Annotated in this window: 18 protein-coding genes; 6 read left to right on the top strand and 12 right to left on the bottom strand. The window is 46.7% G+C overall.

Translation table 11 applies throughout. The features are described from left to right. Positions 1-118 precede the first annotated feature (118 nt). Together fba and A0126_RS13310 are read right to left on the bottom strand one after the other, a co-directional pair. On the bottom strand, positions 119-973 hold the full coding sequence (fba, locus tag A0126_RS13305) for a class II fructose-1,6-bisphosphate aldolase (RefSeq protein WP_088837999.1): 855 nt from the start codon (positions 971-973) through the stop codon (positions 119-121). A 132-nt stretch (positions 974-1,105) separates the two neighbouring features. Beyond that, on the bottom strand, positions 1,106-1,480 hold the full coding sequence (locus A0126_RS13310) for a response regulator (RefSeq protein ID WP_088838000.1): 375 nt from the start codon (positions 1,478-1,480) through the stop codon (positions 1,106-1,108). Between the two features lie 94 nt (positions 1,481-1,574). Here A0126_RS13310 and A0126_RS13315 point away from each other — a divergent pair, with 94 nt between their 5' ends. Then, positions 1,575-2,084, top strand: coding sequence for a DUF2529 family protein (locus tag A0126_RS13315; protein WP_088838001.1), 510 nt, complete (start codon positions 1,575-1,577; stop codon positions 2,082-2,084). 197 nt (positions 2,085-2,281) lie between these two features. Here the strand turns inward: A0126_RS13315 and A0126_RS13320 are convergent, their stop codons facing one another. The 7 genes from A0126_RS13320 to rpoE form a co-directional block, all read right to left on the bottom strand. Then, the gene (locus A0126_RS13320; RefSeq protein ID WP_088838002.1) at positions 2,282-3,604 is read right to left on the bottom strand and encodes a PTS sugar transporter subunit IIC; all 1,323 of its coding nucleotides are present in this window, start codon (positions 3,602-3,604) and stop codon (positions 2,282-2,284) included. A 12-nt stretch (positions 3,605-3,616) separates the two neighbouring features. Continuing rightward, positions 3,617-5,023 carry a glycoside hydrolase family 1 protein gene (locus A0126_RS13325; RefSeq protein WP_088838003.1) on the bottom strand — a complete coding sequence of 469 codons (1,407 nt, stop codon included), beginning with the start codon at positions 5,021-5,023 and terminating at the stop codon, positions 3,617-3,619. Between the two features lie 14 nt (positions 5,024-5,037). Next, positions 5,038-5,346: a PTS sugar transporter subunit IIB gene (locus A0126_RS13330; protein WP_029331810.1), complete on the bottom strand. Its 309-nt coding sequence runs from the start codon at positions 5,344-5,346 to the stop codon at positions 5,038-5,040. Continuing rightward, positions 5,343-5,690 (bottom strand): PTS lactose/cellobiose transporter subunit IIA, encoded by a 348-nt coding sequence (locus A0126_RS13335; protein WP_029331812.1) that lies wholly within the window; start codon positions 5,688-5,690, stop codon positions 5,343-5,345. Before A0126_RS13335 ends, A0126_RS13330 begins: the two co-directional genes overlap by 4 nt. A 150-nt stretch (positions 5,691-5,840) precedes the next feature. Next, the gene (locus A0126_RS13340; RefSeq protein WP_088838004.1) at positions 5,841-6,551 is read right to left on the bottom strand and encodes a GntR family transcriptional regulator; all 711 of its coding nucleotides are present in this window, start codon (positions 6,549-6,551) and stop codon (positions 5,841-5,843) included. A gap of 383 nt (positions 6,552-6,934) precedes the next feature. Beyond that, complete coding sequence (locus A0126_RS13345; RefSeq protein WP_029331814.1) at positions 6,935-8,530, bottom strand: CTP synthase; 1,596 nt, start codon at positions 8,528-8,530, stop codon at positions 6,935-6,937. 253 nt (positions 8,531-8,783) lie between these two features. Next, complete coding sequence (rpoE, locus tag A0126_RS13350; protein WP_239456773.1) at positions 8,784-9,293, bottom strand: DNA-directed RNA polymerase subunit delta; 510 nt, start codon at positions 9,291-9,293, stop codon at positions 8,784-8,786. Positions 9,294-9,477: 184 nt separating this feature from the next. Between rpoE and A0126_RS13355 the strand changes: the two genes are divergently transcribed. Continuing rightward, positions 9,478-9,924 carry a GNAT family N-acetyltransferase gene (locus A0126_RS13355; RefSeq protein ID WP_088838005.1) on the top strand — a complete coding sequence of 149 codons (447 nt, stop codon included), beginning with the start codon at positions 9,478-9,480 and terminating at the stop codon, positions 9,922-9,924. Positions 9,925-9,989: 65 nt separating this feature from the next. Here the strand turns inward: A0126_RS13355 and A0126_RS13360 are convergent, their stop codons facing one another. From A0126_RS13360 to A0126_RS13370, 3 genes are read right to left on the bottom strand one after another with little or no spacing between them, the layout of a single operon-like run. Beyond that, entirely contained in the window at positions 9,990-10,451 is a 462-nt protein-coding gene (locus A0126_RS13360; RefSeq protein WP_088838006.1) for a heme-degrading domain-containing protein, read from the bottom strand. Next, positions 10,448-11,488, bottom strand: coding sequence for an oxidoreductase (locus tag A0126_RS13365; protein WP_088838007.1), 1,041 nt, complete (start codon positions 11,486-11,488; stop codon positions 10,448-10,450). The genes A0126_RS13360 and A0126_RS13365 overlap by 4 nt, the downstream gene beginning before the upstream one ends. Further along, on the bottom strand, positions 11,485-12,246 hold the full coding sequence (locus tag A0126_RS13370; RefSeq protein ID WP_088838008.1) for a DeoR/GlpR family DNA-binding transcription regulator: 762 nt from the start codon (positions 12,244-12,246) through the stop codon (positions 11,485-11,487). The genes A0126_RS13365 and A0126_RS13370 overlap by 4 nt, the downstream gene beginning before the upstream one ends. Before the next feature lie 137 nt (positions 12,247-12,383). On the opposite strand from A0126_RS13370, the gene A0126_RS13375 reads away from it, so the two are divergent. The 4 genes from A0126_RS13375 to A0126_RS13390 all read left to right on the top strand — a co-directional run bounded on the left by A0126_RS13375 (position 12,384) and on the right by A0126_RS13390 (position 15,885). Next, positions 12,384-13,226, top strand: coding sequence for an SDR family NAD(P)-dependent oxidoreductase (locus A0126_RS13375; protein WP_088838009.1), 843 nt, complete (start codon positions 12,384-12,386; stop codon positions 13,224-13,226). Positions 13,227-13,317: 91 nt separating this feature from the next. Continuing rightward, positions 13,318-14,886: a GGDEF domain-containing protein gene (locus A0126_RS13380; protein ID WP_088838010.1), complete on the top strand. Its 1,569-nt coding sequence runs from the start codon at positions 13,318-13,320 to the stop codon at positions 14,884-14,886. A 10-nt stretch (positions 14,887-14,896) separates the two neighbouring features. Then, a complete protein-coding gene (locus A0126_RS13385; protein WP_029331830.1) occupies positions 14,897-15,226 on the top strand; it encodes a potassium channel family protein in 330 nt (109 codons plus the stop codon). 17 nt (positions 15,227-15,243) lie between these two features. After that, positions 15,244-15,885: a hypothetical protein gene (locus A0126_RS13390; RefSeq protein ID WP_088838011.1), complete on the top strand. Its 642-nt coding sequence runs from the start codon at positions 15,244-15,246 to the stop codon at positions 15,883-15,885. Positions 15,886-16,027 lie beyond the last annotated feature (142 nt).

The raw sequence follows: 16,027 nt of genomic DNA on the forward strand, positions 1-16,027 counted from the left end.
TACTGTTCCATTATAAATTTTTTTCGCTCGAAGTCCTAACGTTTTCCAAAAACAGTTTGCTTTCTAGATGAAAAAAAATGCGATAGACCGGAGTCTACCGCATTTTAAAGGATAAAAATTATGCTTTGTTGCTTGAACCAAACTCACGCATCTTACCGATGACTGTTTGTTTGATTGCTTCGCGACCTGGTGCGATGAATACGCGTGGGTCATATGCTTCTGGTTTCTCAGCCAATACTTCACGAACGACTTTCGCGAATGAGATTTGGTTCTCTGTGTTGACGTTGATTTTAGAAGTACCGAGCGAAATCGCTTTTTCGATATCGTGTGTCGGGATTCCTGTACCACCGTGAAGAACGAGTGGAAGGTCTGTTGCGTTACGGATTTCTTCCATTTCAGCGAAACCAAGGTTTGGTTCACCTTTGTAAGGACCGTGTACAGAACCGAGTGCTGGAGCGAGCGTGTCGATTCCTGTTTCTTTAACGATGCGAACGCACTCGTCAAGTTTCGCGTACATAACGTCACCGATGACGTCGTCTTCTTGTCCACCGACAGTTCCAACTTCTGCTTCAACAGAAACACCTTTAGCATGTGCATACTCAACAACTGCTTTAGTTGTTTCGATGTTTGTGTCGATTGGGCTGTGTGAATCATCGATCATTACAGATGTAAATCCAGCGTCGATCGCTTCTTTACATTTTTCAATGCTTGAACCGTGGTCGAGGTGAATCGCAACAGGAACTGTTACTTTCATGTCGTGAACGAGACCTTCTACCATTTTAACAACCGTGTAGAATCCGCCCATGTGACGTGCTGCACCTTCAGATACACCAAGGATAACTGGTGACTGCTCTTCTTGAGCCGCACCGAGAATCGCTTGTGTCCACTCGAGGTTGTTGATGTTGAATTGACCTACTGCATACTTACCTTCGAGCGCTTTGTTTAACATGTCTGTCATAGATACTAATGGCATAATGACATCCTCCTCTGTTTTGATCGCTGCTTACACGGAATCGTGTAATTTCAGACTGATTATAACATACTGATTCGCTTGAACGTACAGCATTTCGCTCTGTTTTCAGGTTTGTGACGACGACGTGAAGGATTAACCGCTTACATCGCTCGAAATCTGCACAGTCACTTCTTTTTTCAGTTCAAAGATATCAAACGGCTTTCCGAAGAAGGCGACGACACCGAGTCGTTTCGCTTCTTCCATCGCTTCTTTTTCACTGAGCGCCGTCATTAAAATCGTCCGGATCGGACGTCCGATTTGGTCTTGATGACGCAACACTTCAATCCCTGTTTTCCCAGGCATGTTGACGTCCATCAGCAGCAGATCGTAATCCGCTTCGCGTAATCGTTCAATCGTCTCGATTCCATCGACCGCTAAATCCGTGATGTACCCTTGCGCCTTGAATAACTGTGCCAATAAATTCCGAATGCCCGGCTCATCTTCCGCGATGAGTAGTCTCCCTTTCATCTTTCACACTCCCCCTCTAGTTATTTCCATTCTACATTAAAGTAAAACTTGCTATATACTGTCTGTGATAGAAATTTAGAGAGGATGTTCACCCATGATGAAAATTTTAGCGACTCAATTCAACGGAAAACTGCAAAGTCTCGTCAAACAAGAGGATGAATTGTTCGATGTCGTCCGTTTGCTGGCTCAAGCGCTCGTCGGAGAGGGTACCGTTTATGTTGATGCTTACGGCGAATTCGAAGGTCTTTATCCGATGTTGTCCGAAGGTCCGGACCAAATGAAACGTGTCTCACAGATTAAAAATCATAAAACACTCCATGCCGTCGACCGGATTCTCATATTTACACCGGATACGGAACGCCCCGACTTCCAAGCATCACTCGCCCGCTATGACTCGTGGCATACACCGTATGCAATTGTCACGCTTGGAGATGTAACAGAGACGCTCGAGCGCTCCATCGCACCACTCGCCTTAAAATTCAATAAAGGGTTGCTCCCGGCTGAAGACGGCTCGCGTCACGGGTTGCCAAGTCTTGCCCTCGGAGCCTTTTTGCTGACACATATCTTGACGCAACTGCAAGAGATGACGGAAGAGTGGGCTTGACGCTTTTCTTCTATAATAATGACTGCTGAATCCTAGATACGATCTTTGCAAAAATTTAACCGAGTATCACTCTTTCATGTCGTCCTCTTTCGATGGGTGGCGCACAAAATACATGGTTCCATACAAAACAATTAAAACCGACCGACTCCCCTATTGTTTCAAAAGAGGAATCGATCGGTTTTTCTATGAGCACGGTTTTATGCCGAAGCTTGATCTTCCTGTGCTTTGACTTCTTCTCCATATGAGATTTGATCCTGCATTCGAACGAAAGGCAAGTAAATCGCAACGGACATAGCGATCGTCGCAATCTGTAAGAGTGCTGCCCGCCATCCTCCTATCAAGAACCCTGAGATGATTGGCGGAGTCGTCCACGGAACTTGCAAGGCATTAAACGGTTCGACCCATCCCCACAAAATCGTGAAATAGACCATGAATGATGCAATCGCCGGAACAATGACGAACGGGATAAACATGACCGGATTGAAGACGATCGGCATCCCAAAGATGACTGGCTCATTGATGTTAAACAGACTCGGTGCAAGTGACAATTTACCGAGCTGCTTCAAGTGAGCTGAACGCGCAACCATAAGCGTGGCGATGATGAAACCAATCGTAATTCCAGTACCTCCAAGTTTCGTAAATACATCAAGAAACTGAATCGTAACGATCTTTGCATTCTCTCCGACGACAAGTTCTTTCCCCGAGTCGATGAGCGCTTGGTTCTGCAATGCATTTGCTGTCAACAATGGTCCCATAATCCCCATGATGATTGCCGCACCATGAATGCCGCACCACCACATAACAGACATCAAGACCATGATGAGCACTGCTCCGGCAAGCGTATCTGTTAAGTTTTGAATCGGTGCTTGAAGCACGTCATAAATGACTTCCGTGAACGTCCGATCAGCGAACGCCTGGAATACCGCAAACGTCACAACTGACAGTGTGATGACAGCTAATCCCGGTACGAGCGCTGAAAACGAATTGGCCACACCTGGTGGGACGCCATCCGGCATTTTGATACTGATTCCACGCTTGATGAACTGCGAATAAACGAACCCGACAACTAATCCAACAAGAATCGCTGCCATGACCCCTTGTCCGCCTGTCCAAACTTTTGGCACGACCCCGTTTACGACTTCTCCTGATTCCGAAAGGACTGAAGCTTGAGTAATGATTAAAAACGAGATAATTGCAAGGATACCAGCCGGCACCCCCTCAATCTTTTCATTTTTGACGTAGGAATAGGCAATCCCGAATACACCAATCAAAGCGAGGATGTCGAATGTCGCTCCAACGACCTGCGTCAGCGGTAACGTCCAATCTGCCCCAAATAACCCTGACATGAAATTTGCCCACCCCGGAATCGGAAGTGCCAAAATCAGTAGGAAAAGTGATCCGATGATAGTCATCGGCATTGTCAAAATAAATCCATCTTTAATAGCGAGAACAGGTTTTGCATTCGCAAAACGAGCAAAAGCTGGTGTGACTTTTTCGAATGCGGTTTCTAGACGGCTCATTCGGAAACCTCCTTATAGGTCTGCAGCGCGCGTGGCGATGATTTCTTGATACCAATGGAACGACTGTTTCTTTTTACGAGCAAGACCATTTACATGATCGACATAGATGAAGCCGTACTGTTTTTTATAGCCGTTCAGCCAGCTCAGAAGATCAATGACCGACCACGCATAGTAACCCGAGACGTTGATCCCTTCTTGAACGGCATGCTTCACCGCACGTAAATGACCTTCAATGTATTCGATTCGTGGTGTATCTTTGATTTCTTCGCCGACGATTGGATCGACGTCACCAAGTCCGTTCTCTGTGATGTAGATTTTGATATCGCCATAACGGGCTTTTAGCATCCGCATTCCTTCGAGGAAAGCATCCGTTGCAATTTCCCAGCCCCACTTCGTATACACTTTATCATCCATCAAGACCGTCTTGTAAACACCATCGAACGACGGATTCCCAGGGCGACCTGTCGAATTTTCACGTCCGCCTGCCATGACGAGTGCTGTATCATTTTTCATGACACGTTGCGGGCAATAATAATTAAGACCAATGAAATCATTCATCGGAGCTGTCCGTTTGAGCAAGTCGAGCTCCTCTTCCGTCCAGTCAGGAAGAAGATTTTGTTGGTCCAATTGTTTGACGACATATTCCGGATATGTTCCTTTTAAAATTGGATCATAGAACCAGTGTGTCGAAAATTCATTCGCATGCATCTCAGCAAACTTATTATCCGCCTCATTATCGATGCTGAACGCTGGATTAAACACATGTGTGATGCCAATCTCACCTTCATAACCCGCCTGCTTAAAGCTTTCGATCGTGCGCGCATGTGCGACGAAGACGTTATGCGTCGTTTGGAAATACGCCTTTGCATCTCCTTCGATTCCTGGTGGGTGTGCACCTGACAAGTAGCCGAGCGAACAAAAGATGACCGTCTCGTTAAAGGTGATCCAGTTGCGGACGCGATCCCCAAAAGCCTCAAAACAAGTCTCGGCAAAACGGACGAACGCAGCGACCGTCTCCTGACTCCGCCAGCCGCCTCGTTCTTCAAGTACTTGCGGAAGATCCCAGTGGTATAGCGTCACGAATGGTACGATGTTGTGTTTTAAGCACTCGTCGATGACGTTGTTGTAAAACTCTAATCCCTTTTCATTCACTTCCCCCGTGCCATTCGGGAAGATGCGTGGCCAAGAGATGGAGAAACGATATGACTCGAGTCCCATTTCAGCCATCAGTCCGATATCTTCTTTGTAACGGTGATAGTGATCAATCGCGACATCACCGTTTGTATTTTCAAATGTCTTTCCTGGAATTTTCGAGAAGACATCCCAGTTCGAGACACCCTTCCCGTCCTCGTTCCATGCACCTTCGACTTGATAAGAGGCAGAAGCAGCACCAAACAAGAAATTTTTAGGCATTTTCAAAGTCGTCACCCCGTTTATTTATTTGCGAGTTTGATCGCATGGTCCAGTACTTTTGTTCCGTTCATCATGCCGTAGTCAACCGTATTGATGACATCAATCGGAACACCTTTTGGTTCACAGATTTGTTTACCTTTCGCAAGTAAATATTTGACTTGTGGTCCAAGGAGCGCAACATCGATTGTATCCACATACGTTTCCATTTCCGATTCCGGGTACGCTGCGATTTCCGTTTCAAGACCACGTTCAGTAGCAACCGCTTTCATTTTTTCCACTAACATACTTGTTGACATACCTGCTGCACAGAAAAGTCCGATTTTCATCATTTTTGATCCATTCCCTTCAGTTGGTTGATTTCGTTTTGCATATTCATCATGTATCCGAGCATTTCTTTTACAAGAATCGTATTCATCAAATGATCTTGAGCATGTACCATCAAGACACCTACTGTAGCTGTTTTCCCTTGCGCTTCAAGCGTGACGAATTTCGTTTGGATGCCGTGCGCTTCTTTTAATGTTGCATCCCCTGTCTTGACCGCTTCATTCGCTTCCGCGACTTTCCCTTCTTGCATGAGGAGCATTGCCTGGTGGTAACTGGCTTTCGCGTCTCCCGAGAGGGCGATGAGACCAAATATATCTTCCGGTGTAATGTCAATCGTTTCAGAAACCATTGTATCTCTCCTTTTTGTATGGATAACTAAAATTCATAGGTACAAATTCTACAAGTTGATAATAGCACGCGTTAAATTTTATGTAAACCCTTTCTTATTGAATAAAATGTGAACAAAAAAACGTAAGCGAGATGACTCTCTCGCCTACGTTCATGATTTAATATTGGAGACTTTAAGCATTTTGACATGTCGAAAATGATGTGTAGCACGTGATACGTCAAAGATTTGACCATTCGTTAAATACACAGTGTTGTCGACGAGCAAGGCTGGATCATCTTCTTTCAGCTCGAGTAATACTGCGTCATCTAATTTCAAAAAATCAGCATAGATGACGCGATCAGCAAAGCCAATCGCGAGTTTTTGATCATTACGTAAATAGTTATAAATTGATTTCTGAATGATGTTTTCATCAAGGTAAATGACTAAACTTTTACGAAAATAGGAATCCTCGACTGAAAAAGGATGATCGTCGACCAGACGAAGACGCTTGACGTAATAAACGGGGGTTCCGACCGGACACTTCATTCGTTCTGCAACTTCTTCGTTTGCTGTCGTCTGCTCAAACGCAAGGACACGCGTCTCGACTTTCCGTCCACTAAAGTCACTAGTCAATCCTTGGAGTTTTTCGAGATTCACATAATCGCTGTTGTAATGATCCCGAACGAACACCCCACTCCCTTGTACTTGATAGACATATCCTTTATTCACAAGAATCTCAATCGCTTTTCGGACAGTATTACGGCTGATTCCATATTTTGTCGCGTATTCGTCTTCTGTGAGCAACTTGTTTGTATGTTGATAGACGTGATTTACGATATCCGTCTCGATTTGTTCTGCAACTTGCTTATACTTGGCGGTCATCGCTATCTACACCTTCCACTTAAATTTGTAGGAATGAATTCGCTATCATTATAGCAGATAAATTTAAAAAGCGTCCTTAAACTACGGAATCATTGAAATTTTAGAGATATGTCCCCTTCACAATCATAGATTCGTAGCCTGTGACTCCTACAGGGAAAGATGCGATTTCGCGCTAGCAGCGGCAAAAACGAAAAAAAACGCTTTTTAGGCAATATCGTAGGGAAAGACAAGTGATGCAGACGTTTTGAAGACGAGTCGAGACAGGAAAGCTTGTCATGACAGCAAGCTCATGCAGACTCTTGACGCTTCATAAGAGTTTGTCTACACGCCAAAACCCCCTGTTTCCGCTTGGAGACAGGGGGTTGATTTGCTCGTCCTACTTCTTATTCTCCAAGTGACGCTCGGATGAAGTCATGGAAGAGTGCTTGCGGACGTTCTGGACGTGAAATCAATTCCGGGTGGAACTGACACGCGACGAACCATTTATGTTCTGGAATCTCGATGATTTCAACGAGACGGCCGTCCGGACTCGTACCCGAGAAAATCATGCCGTTCGCTTCGAACTGCTCACGGAACTCGTTCCCGAACTCGTAACGGTGACGGTGACGTTCGTAGACAAGCTCGCTCGAATACGCCGCACGTGCTTTTGAACCTTCTTCAAGCTTACACGGGTACAGACCGAGACGAAGCGTTCCACCGAGATCTTCGATGTCCTTTTGTTCAGGGAGCAAGTCGATGATCGGATATGGTGTCGACGGGTCAATTTCAGCCGAGTGTGCCCCTTCGAGGTTCAAGACGTTACGTGCGAATTCGACTGTTGCAAGCTGCATGCCGAGACAGATGCCGAAGAACGGAACGTTGTTTTCACGTGCGAAACGTGTCGCTTCGATTTTTCCTTCGATGCCGCGTTCTCCGAATCCGCCTGGAACGAGAATTCCATCTGCTGAACCAAGTAATTCGGCGACGTTTTCACGCGTCACGTCTTCTGCATTGATCCAGTCGATGTCGATGTCACTATTGAAGGCGAAACCGGCGTGTTTGAGCGATTCAGCAACTGAGATGTACGCGTCACGGAGCTCAACGTATTTTCCGACGAGTGCAATCTTCGTTTTCTTCTCAAGATGCGTCACCGTATGGACGAGTTGCTTCCACGCTGTCATGTCAGCTGACGGTGTATCGAACTTGAAGTAATCGCAAACGAGTTGATCCATGCCTTGACGTTGCAAGTTGAGCGGTACTTCGTATAATGTCGATGCATCTTGTGCTTCGATGACGGCTTCCGGACGTGTATCACAGAAGAGTGCGATTTTATCTTTCATTTCTTGCGGGACCGCATGCTCTGAACGAAGCACGATAATATCCGGCTGAATTCCGTAGCTGCGGAGTTCTTTGACACTGTGTTGTGTCGGTTTCGTTTTCAATTCACCTGCTGCTGCAAGATACGGGACGAGCGTACAGTGAACATACATGACGTTTTCTTTTCCGATATCGTTCTTGACTTGGCGAATGGCCTCGATGAACGGAAGCGACTCGATATCCCCTACTGTTCCACCAATCTCCGTGATGACGACATCTGCGCCTGTCTCTTTACCGGCACGGAAGACACGATCCTTGATTTCATTCGTGATGTGCGGAATGACCTGAACCGTTCCACCGTTGTAATCACCGCGACGCTCTTTTTTGAGAACTGTCGAATAGATGCGACCGGATGTCACGTTTGCGTTTTGGCTCAAGTTGATGTCGATGAAACGCTCGTAGTGACCTAAATCAAGATCGGTCTCAGCGCCATCATCCGTTACGAATACTTCACCGTGTTGATATGGGCTCATCGTACCTGGATCGATGTTGATGTATGGGTCAAATTTTTGAATCGTGACGTTCAGACCACGGTTTTTGAGCAACCGTGCGAGTGAAGCAGCCGTGATTCCTTTTCCAAGCGAAGATACTACCCCACCGGTTACGAAAATATACTTTGTCATGAATAAAATGCTCCCTTCTCAAGTCCAAAAATCTAGCAGAGGTCTAATAAAATAAAAAAAGCAAAAGTGCCCCCATTTGCAGGAGACACTTTTGCTGAAATTAAGCACGTTGCTTAAAGAAGCCCATGACTAACTTACGTCATTCCGAAAACTTCGTCAAGCAGATTTTTAACAAATAAAAATCTTTCGTCCTTAGTCAGCCGTCAATGAAAAAACTACGATTTCTTACTCGAAATCGCAGCTGTACGGTTGTTTATACTTCTTCTTCATCGTCCTCGAAGTCTTCGAGATCGTCTTCTTCTAAATCATCTTCAAGATCGTCGATTGCTGCAACTTTCTTGAAAGAATCGTCTTCTGTGTCGTCAGCTGAATCATAGTCCGCTGTCTTCGCAAATGTATCGAGGTCATCTTCGATCGTCTCGAATTCATCTTCTTCTGCGTCATAGTTGAACTCTTCTTCGAACTCATCGAGTTCACCACGTTGACGTGCTTCGATGACGAGATCCTCGTCTGATTTATCAAACGGATACCAAGCACGGAGTGACCAACGGTTTGCTCCGACGTTAACGAAGTTTCCGTCGATGTTCATGTCTGTATAGAGTTGAGCAAGTTTCTCGAACTTGTCTTCTTCACCTGTAAACGAATGATACTTTTCAATTTCTTTCGTGATGTCATCGAAAGTGATTGGCTGTTCGCCAGCTTCTTGAAGCATTTCATTGACGAATTCAATCAGTGAAAGTTCAGTAATTTTTTCTTTACTCAAACGGCTGAGGCTCATTGTGACGGCCACTTCCTTTCATTTGCGTTCAATCCATTACTTCTCATTATACGCAAAATGGCTTTTAAAAATCCAGTCTCTATTCGAAAAAAGATTAATTTGCTTCATTTTTGTGTTTCTGTCCTCACTAAAAAAGGAATAATGGAGGGAGAAGAAGGAGGAATTGACGATGGAGATGACAGTTGAACGAGTAAACGATTTTGACAGCTATAATTGGTTGCCTTTACTTGCGAAAAGCTCGCAGGAAGGATTTCAATTTATTGAGTACATGTTACGAAATCGTCGCGATGAAACCTTTCAAGAGACCGGTGAGGCGCTATTCATCGTTCTTTCGCCGATGGGGCAACCCATCGCCTGTGGTGGTTATACGAAACAACCGCACGAAGCTTCGACCGGCCGGATTCGCCACGTCTATGTTTTACCTGAAGCACGGTCCAAAGGAGTCGGAACGAGCTTACTCGAGAAAATGATTCGGGAAGCTTTCTTAAGTTACGACCGGCTCGTACTCTTCTCTGATGCCGCAGATGGTTTTTATCGGCGCCTCGGATTCGTACCTGCATCCGGTGAGAAAGTCACCCACGAACTAGTAAAATCGAACAATCGGAAACAGATATAAGAAACATTTTTTATTTTTAACAATCGAAAAGACCGTGTTCCCTGAATCGGGGACACGGTTTTTCCTTACGCCATTCGTTGTTTTAAAAAAGTCAACGCATCGATCGCTAATTGATGATCGGCCTCTTGCGACAACCCTGACACGGTCAGTGTACCGATGATCCCGACGCCTGCGACCCGAATCGGAAACGATCCCCCCGCATCCGCATAATCGCCTGGCGCAACGGCGTACATCGTATGGTAGGACCGTTGTTTCAGTTTATTGTAGACACGCATGTAGAGCGAGCTATGTCCGTGACGGGTGACGACGTTTGATTTACGGCGAATCCATTCTTCTTGATCGGGAGCCGTTCCTTCGAGTGCCGCGTAATAGAGACGTTGCCCATTGCGTTTGATTTCGACGGCAACCGCTAACTCTTCGCGCAGTGCCCGCTCAATGACGTATTGTCCGGCAGCAATCGCCTCTTGATTCGTCAAACTCGTCAAGACGAGCTGTTGTTCTTGTTCGAGTAAAGTTTCGATGTTCATCTGTCCCACTCCTTCCGACAGATCGTCCGCCCATCTTCACTGCTTTTGCGGACGGCTTCGATCAGCTTCATTGTCTTCAAAGCATCATGCAAGTCGACCGGCAGTCGTCCTGTCGCTAACCCGTCCGCTAAGTCGCGGTAATAGCCGAGGTAGTTTCCGGATAGCGTTTCCAGCCGTTCTGCTGCCTGTTCTGCCAGCTGCAGATGACCAAAGCCCTCCGGGTCGTCCTCACCTAATGTCCCGTCCGCTTCCCGCCCTGAAGCAAGTCGCGCTTCCTGCGGGTCCATCCCGTATTTCACATAGCTTCCCCGCGTACCGTGCAACTCAAAACGTGGTGTCGGTCCTTGAACGAACGATGTCGAGCGAAGAATCACCCGGCGTTTGCCATAGTGCAGCGTGATATGGAAGCCGTCATCCGTCTCTGCCCCGTCACGTTGCATCAAGACGTCACCCGTCAATTCGTCCGGTTCACCGAACAAGGCAAGCGCTTGGTCAATCAAATGGGAACCGAGATCAAACAAGATGCCGGAACCCGCTCCCTGCTTCTCCCGCCAGCGGTCACGGACGACCGGACGGTAACGGTCAAAACGTGATTCGAGAAGTTGCCAATCACCGATTTCATTGGCTTCTATCAATTGCTCGACCGTCAGGAAGTCACCGTCATAGCGACGGTTGTGATACACGGCGACATGCACCCGATGTTGTTCGGCAAGTGCCAGTAGCGCCTCCCCTTCCTCAATCGTAACAACGGCCGGTTTTTCGAGTAAGACATGTTTGTTTGCTTCGATTGCTTGCTTCGCCATCTCGAAATGAAGACCTGTCGGCGTCGTGATGACGACGAGCTCTGTCGCTTGATCGTGCAAGGCCTCGTCGAGCGTCGTAACGACACGCGCTTCCGGAAAGACACGGTGGACTTTTCCTGCGTCACGTGAGACGACTTGTCGCACATGGAATTCGGGTAACGCCTCGAGTAACGGGGCATGGAACGTTACAGCTGAAAAGCCGAATCCGACAATCGTGGTTTGAATCGGTGTCATGTCAATTCCTCCTTCGCCACTTCAATCGTGACGTCTGCTTGATGTAGTCGTTCTTCCCAATCCGCAGATGGGCGCTCGTTCGTAATCAGGACATCGAGTTGTTCTAAGCTACAGACTTTATGGAAAAAACGTTTGTCAAACTTCGTCCGATCGGCTAAGACGATCACTTCTGCCCCGCTCCGAATCATCGCCTTTTTGACAATCGCTTCTTCTAAATTTTCTGCGAACACCCCTTCACTTGTCAGTCCACACGCTCCGAGAAACACGCGGTCGACTTGATAATGCAGGATGTCATCCGCTGTTTTGATACCGACGAGACTCTTCGCATGCGGATCGAACTTACCACCCGTGACATACAAGTCGACGTTTGCCCGTTCGCCGATCTGCTCCGCGATTTCGAGTGAATTGGTGATGACCTGTAAGGAATAGAACGGAATATACGCCGTCATCTTCGCGACCGTCGTCGCCGCATCGAGTACAATCCGGTCATCCTGCTTGATTCGCATCGAGGCCCGTTTTGCAATCCGTTCCTTCTCTGGTTGCTCCGTCCGTTGATCGTACTTCAAGGTGCGCTTCGCCCCCGCACGAACAAGCCCGTTTTTGATGCGAATGATATCGCCTTCACTTTCCAGTTGAATGATGTCACGCCGTGCTGTATCCCGCGAAATTTGATACGTTTCGACCAGTTGATCGAGCGTCAGCTCCGGCGTCGTCTTAATCCATTCACGCATCTTTTGTAATCGTTCTGCTTGACCCATAAAGCACCTTCCTTATATTCAATTCTTTCCTTTATTTTAATTTTTTTCATTAAAAATTGCAATTTTAATGCAAATAAAACGTATCCAGATTCGGGTAAAGGAAACTAATGCCACATTAGATAAGGAGGGACGACGATATGAAATCCATGTTAATTACGGGTGCCTCGTCAGGAATCGGATTAGCGACAGCTCGTCGCTTTGCTGAATCCGGATGGACAGTTTACGCGGGGGTACGCGAACGAACGGAAACACTTGAAGACTTTAGTTCCACTCACCTTCGCTTCATTACACTTGATGTCACGGATACGAAAAGTTTGAAAGCAGCTTCTCACCAAATCGAACAAGAGGTCGGTCATCTCGATGTCTTGTTTTGTAATGCCGGCCAAGGCTTACTGCGGGCAATCGGGCAGGCGACGAGTTATGAGATCAACCAACTGTTTGAGACGAACGTCTTTGGCGTGATGCGAACGATTGAACAGTGTCTGCCCCTGTTAAAAGCGGCACCGCACGGGAGTCACTTGCTCGCGACTTCAAGTACGAGCGGACTCGTCGGACAACCACTCAATGAAATTTATTGTGCGAGCAAATTTGCCGTCGAAGGTTTACTCGAAAGCCTCGCGACCTATTACAAACCGTTCTTTTCAATTGATGTGACACTGATTGAGCCCGGTGCCGTCGAGACGAACTTCACGGCAAACGTTCTTGACCAGCTCGAGCAGTCAGGCGGCTTGCATGAGGATGATTTTAAACCAATCGTCGAAAATTATTTACGTCTGTACCGGAAACACCATGCGACGCGCCAAGCATCGTGTGAAATCGCTGAGTTGGTTTATGCCCTCGTCCACATGAAAGAACCAAAACCGTTGCGCGTCCGCACGACACCGGTCGACGAGGCTTTCGTCGCGCATAAGACATCTGCCGATCCGTCTGGATTAATCGGTATCATGAAGACACGTCAATTGACATTAAATCTTGAATGATTTCCCTCTTGTAAAAAAAACGCCGTCATCCTCTCGTCAGACGTCCTATACTGAGACTATATACCTACAGCTTAGAAAGGGCGGTCTTGTCATGACGACATTATTTTTGTTTACCGCGGTTTATCTACTACCCACGTTCATCATGTTTTATATGTCCGTCGACATTTTCTTACGCAATCCGAAACGAGCGGAACACCGCCTGTTAAGTCTGTTCACATTTGCTTACGGGATGATGTTCTTAGGCGAATTTTTCCGAAATGCTTCGCCGATTGAAATGAGTCCGGCTTTCGTGACGTACTGGTTCGGAAATGCCGGATTACTTGTATTTAGTACGTCTCTTCACTTTATCTTTCGTGTCTCAAATCTTCGAAAAAAAATCCCCCGTTTTTTGTATCCCGGGATTTTTTATGCACCGATGCTCATCGTCCTCGTAACTTATCTCTTTCAAACGAATGTCATCAACAGCCAACGTTTTGAACAAGTCGGTCTGTTCATCTACCCAGAATTCAATTCATCTTATTTAATTACAATCACCGTCGGAAACGTGTTTCACACCTTGGTCTTCACGTTACTTGTTTATACACGCAAACAATTAAACGATGCGCGGCGGGGGATTATCACCTTACTGATTTTCGCTGCTTCGCTCACACTCATCTGGAACATTTTGTTCGGTTACTTTTCGTTTTACGGCAAGATCCCACCGTATGCGTATATGTATGGCGGACTCTTTTGGGCGGCTGCCATCACGATGTCAATGCGTCGATTTGATTTCTTGGCTTCTTATCAAACACGCTTCGCGACACTCTACAACTTGAACCCGTCAGCCATCGTTCTTCTAGACCGCAGTGGCGTCATCGAAAGTGCTAATCCGGCCGCCTATCAACTGCTCGAAGAAACGGAACTCGTCGGACAGTCGTTCCTTGATTACTTGCCGCAAAACAAGCGAACGGACTGGCTCGAACATTACACACACCACTTTGACTCTTCTAATCAATTCATCGAATACGAAACGAAAGTCGCGACGATTCAAAAACAGGAACGGTATGTCGTCATGGATGGGGATTTCGTTTTCATCGAACAAGAACTGCATGGGATGTTGCTCATTCGTGACATTCAAGCTTCGAAAGAGGCGGAACAAGCGATTCGTTTCTTCGCCTATAACGATCCCTTGACGAAGATTCCGAACCGACGCAGCTTTTACGAAACAGCCGCGGCGGAACTCTTACAACACGCGAGTTGCTCGATTGCCGTCGTCGATCTCGACGGATTCAAAGCGATCAACGATACGTTCGGTCATCAAATCGGTGATGAATATTTAATTCACATCGCACAGCTGCTAGAAGAACATGTTGCAGAAATCGGATTTGCGGCACGTGTCGGAGGCGATGAATTTTTCTTATTGCTCTATGACCAGACACCAGAACAGCTGCACCACTTCGCGACGTCCTTGCTCGAGCGGTTCCAAGTCAATCCTTTCACGCTAGCTGAAGAATTAATCGACATCCGAACGAGTATCGGGATCAGTTTTTCACCTGACCACGGGATCAACCTTGATACATTGATTCACCATGCAGACCAGGCGATGTATGACGTCAAAAACAACGGTAAAAATGATTACCGGATTCATGATACGATGGACAAAACATTGCGTCAGCATTAAGGAGATTTGTATGATTTCATTTTTAGCGATTTTTTCACGGTTGTTCAAAGGCATTCGACGAGCGTTTCAGATTTCTTATTTCCAGGGACTCCTGTTCCTCTGTTTGTTGACGTTAGTTTCCGGAACAATTTTCTATAGCACCGAAGAAAATTTATCGATCGTCGATGCTCTCTATTTCTGCATCACGACGCTCAGTACGATCGGTCACCCGACGTTCGTCCCGACGACGACACTTAGTAAAATCTTCACGATGGCCTACATTACGATTGGATGCGGTCTGTTCCTGACCTTGATTGCTACCCTCTCGTACGTATTGATTAAGCAACCCGACGAAGATTGATGAAGGGAGAACGTCCGATGCGACAAGCCGCGATTCAAAACAACTTCGACTGGTGTCGGCTCATCTGTGAGCTCCACGGCTGTACCGTAAAGGAAACGGACGATCAATGGATTGCGACCGGAGACGTGCCTGCACTGTATCCAGAAGTGATGATTCGGACGCCCCATCAACACTTGACGTTCGATACAGCAAGCAGTATCAAAGATTGTACGGCGAGCTATGATTTTTCAAAAGACGGTCTGACTCATCTCTTTACAGCAGAGTGGATTGCACGCCAACCGATTTATGATCGTCTGGCCCTGCCGCCTGACTGGACGGTCGTGACAAACGTGCGGCTTGCAGAACAGTTTTTCAAACTCGTCGACGTCCATGACTTACCACGTGACCTATTCAATCGAAAAGAGGTCCGCCTGTTTTTCTCCGATCAACAACAAGCTGCCTTTATCGCTTTTTCGAACGGACAGACGACGGGACTTTCGCATTTAACATCGGATTATCTAGACGAGCGCTTATGGGACGATGTCATTCGGCTCAGTTCAGCCCATTTTCCCGGGCAACGAATCGTTGGCTACGAGTATGGCGATCAACTGATCACAGCACTCGAAGCCGGATTTGATGATATCGGTCCGCTCGCTGTTTGGACACGGATGACGCCTTGATTCAGGCGATGTATCGCTTATCGAGGTCGAAGAGTTCATGTAGGTGCACTGCCTTATAGCGCTTTCTCGTCTTCAAAGCGACACGCCTAAAAAGCATCATGTTTCGTTGACTCCTGCGGGGAAAACAACGAAAAGAACGACG

It is taken from the genome of Exiguobacterium sp. N4-1P (assembly GCF_002214325.1).

Bases quoted from the DNA above. Each gene is read 5' to 3' on its own strand.
- fba (WP_088837999.1), bottom strand. From the start codon at position 973: ATGCCATTAGTATCTATGACAGACATGTTAAACAAAGCGCTCGAAGGT.
- A0126_RS13310 (WP_088838000.1), bottom strand. From the start codon at position 1,480: ATGAAAGGGAGACTACTCATCGCGGAAGATGAGCCGGGCATTCGGAAT.
- A0126_RS13315 (WP_088838001.1), top strand. From the start codon at position 1,575: ATGATGAAAATTTTAGCGACTCAATTCAACGGAAAACTGCAAAGTCTC.
- A0126_RS13320 (WP_088838002.1), bottom strand. From the start codon at position 3,604: ATGAGCCGTCTAGAAACCGCATTCGAAAAAGTCACACCAGCTTTTGCT.
- A0126_RS13330 (WP_029331810.1), bottom strand. From the start codon at position 5,346: ATGATGAAAATCGGACTTTTCTGTGCAGCAGGTATGTCAACAAGTATG.
- A0126_RS13335 (WP_029331812.1), bottom strand. From the start codon at position 5,690: ATGGTTTCTGAAACGATTGACATTACACCGGAAGATATATTTGGTCTC.
- A0126_RS13340 (WP_088838004.1), bottom strand. From the start codon at position 6,551: ATGACCGCCAAGTATAAGCAAGTTGCAGAACAAATCGAGACGGATATC.
- A0126_RS13345 (WP_029331814.1), bottom strand. From the start codon at position 8,530: ATGACAAAGTATATTTTCGTAACCGGTGGGGTAGTATCTTCGCTTGGA.
- A0126_RS13355 (WP_088838005.1), top strand. From the start codon at position 9,478: ATGGAGATGACAGTTGAACGAGTAAACGATTTTGACAGCTATAATTGG.
- A0126_RS13360 (WP_088838006.1), bottom strand. From the start codon at position 10,451: ATGAACATCGAAACTTTACTCGAACAAGAACAACAGCTCGTCTTGACG.
- A0126_RS13365 (WP_088838007.1), bottom strand. From the start codon at position 11,488: ATGACACCGATTCAAACCACGATTGTCGGATTCGGCTTTTCAGCTGTA.
- A0126_RS13370 (WP_088838008.1), bottom strand. From the start codon at position 12,246: ATGGGTCAAGCAGAACGATTACAAAAGATGCGTGAATGGATTAAGACG.
- A0126_RS13375 (WP_088838009.1), top strand. From the start codon at position 12,384: ATGAAATCCATGTTAATTACGGGTGCCTCGTCAGGAATCGGATTAGCG.
- A0126_RS13380 (WP_088838010.1), top strand. From the start codon at position 13,318: ATGACGACATTATTTTTGTTTACCGCGGTTTATCTACTACCCACGTTC.
- A0126_RS13385 (WP_029331830.1), top strand. From the start codon at position 14,897: ATGATTTCATTTTTAGCGATTTTTTCACGGTTGTTCAAAGGCATTCGA.
- A0126_RS13390 (WP_088838011.1), top strand. From the start codon at position 15,244: ATGCGACAAGCCGCGATTCAAAACAACTTCGACTGGTGTCGGCTCATC.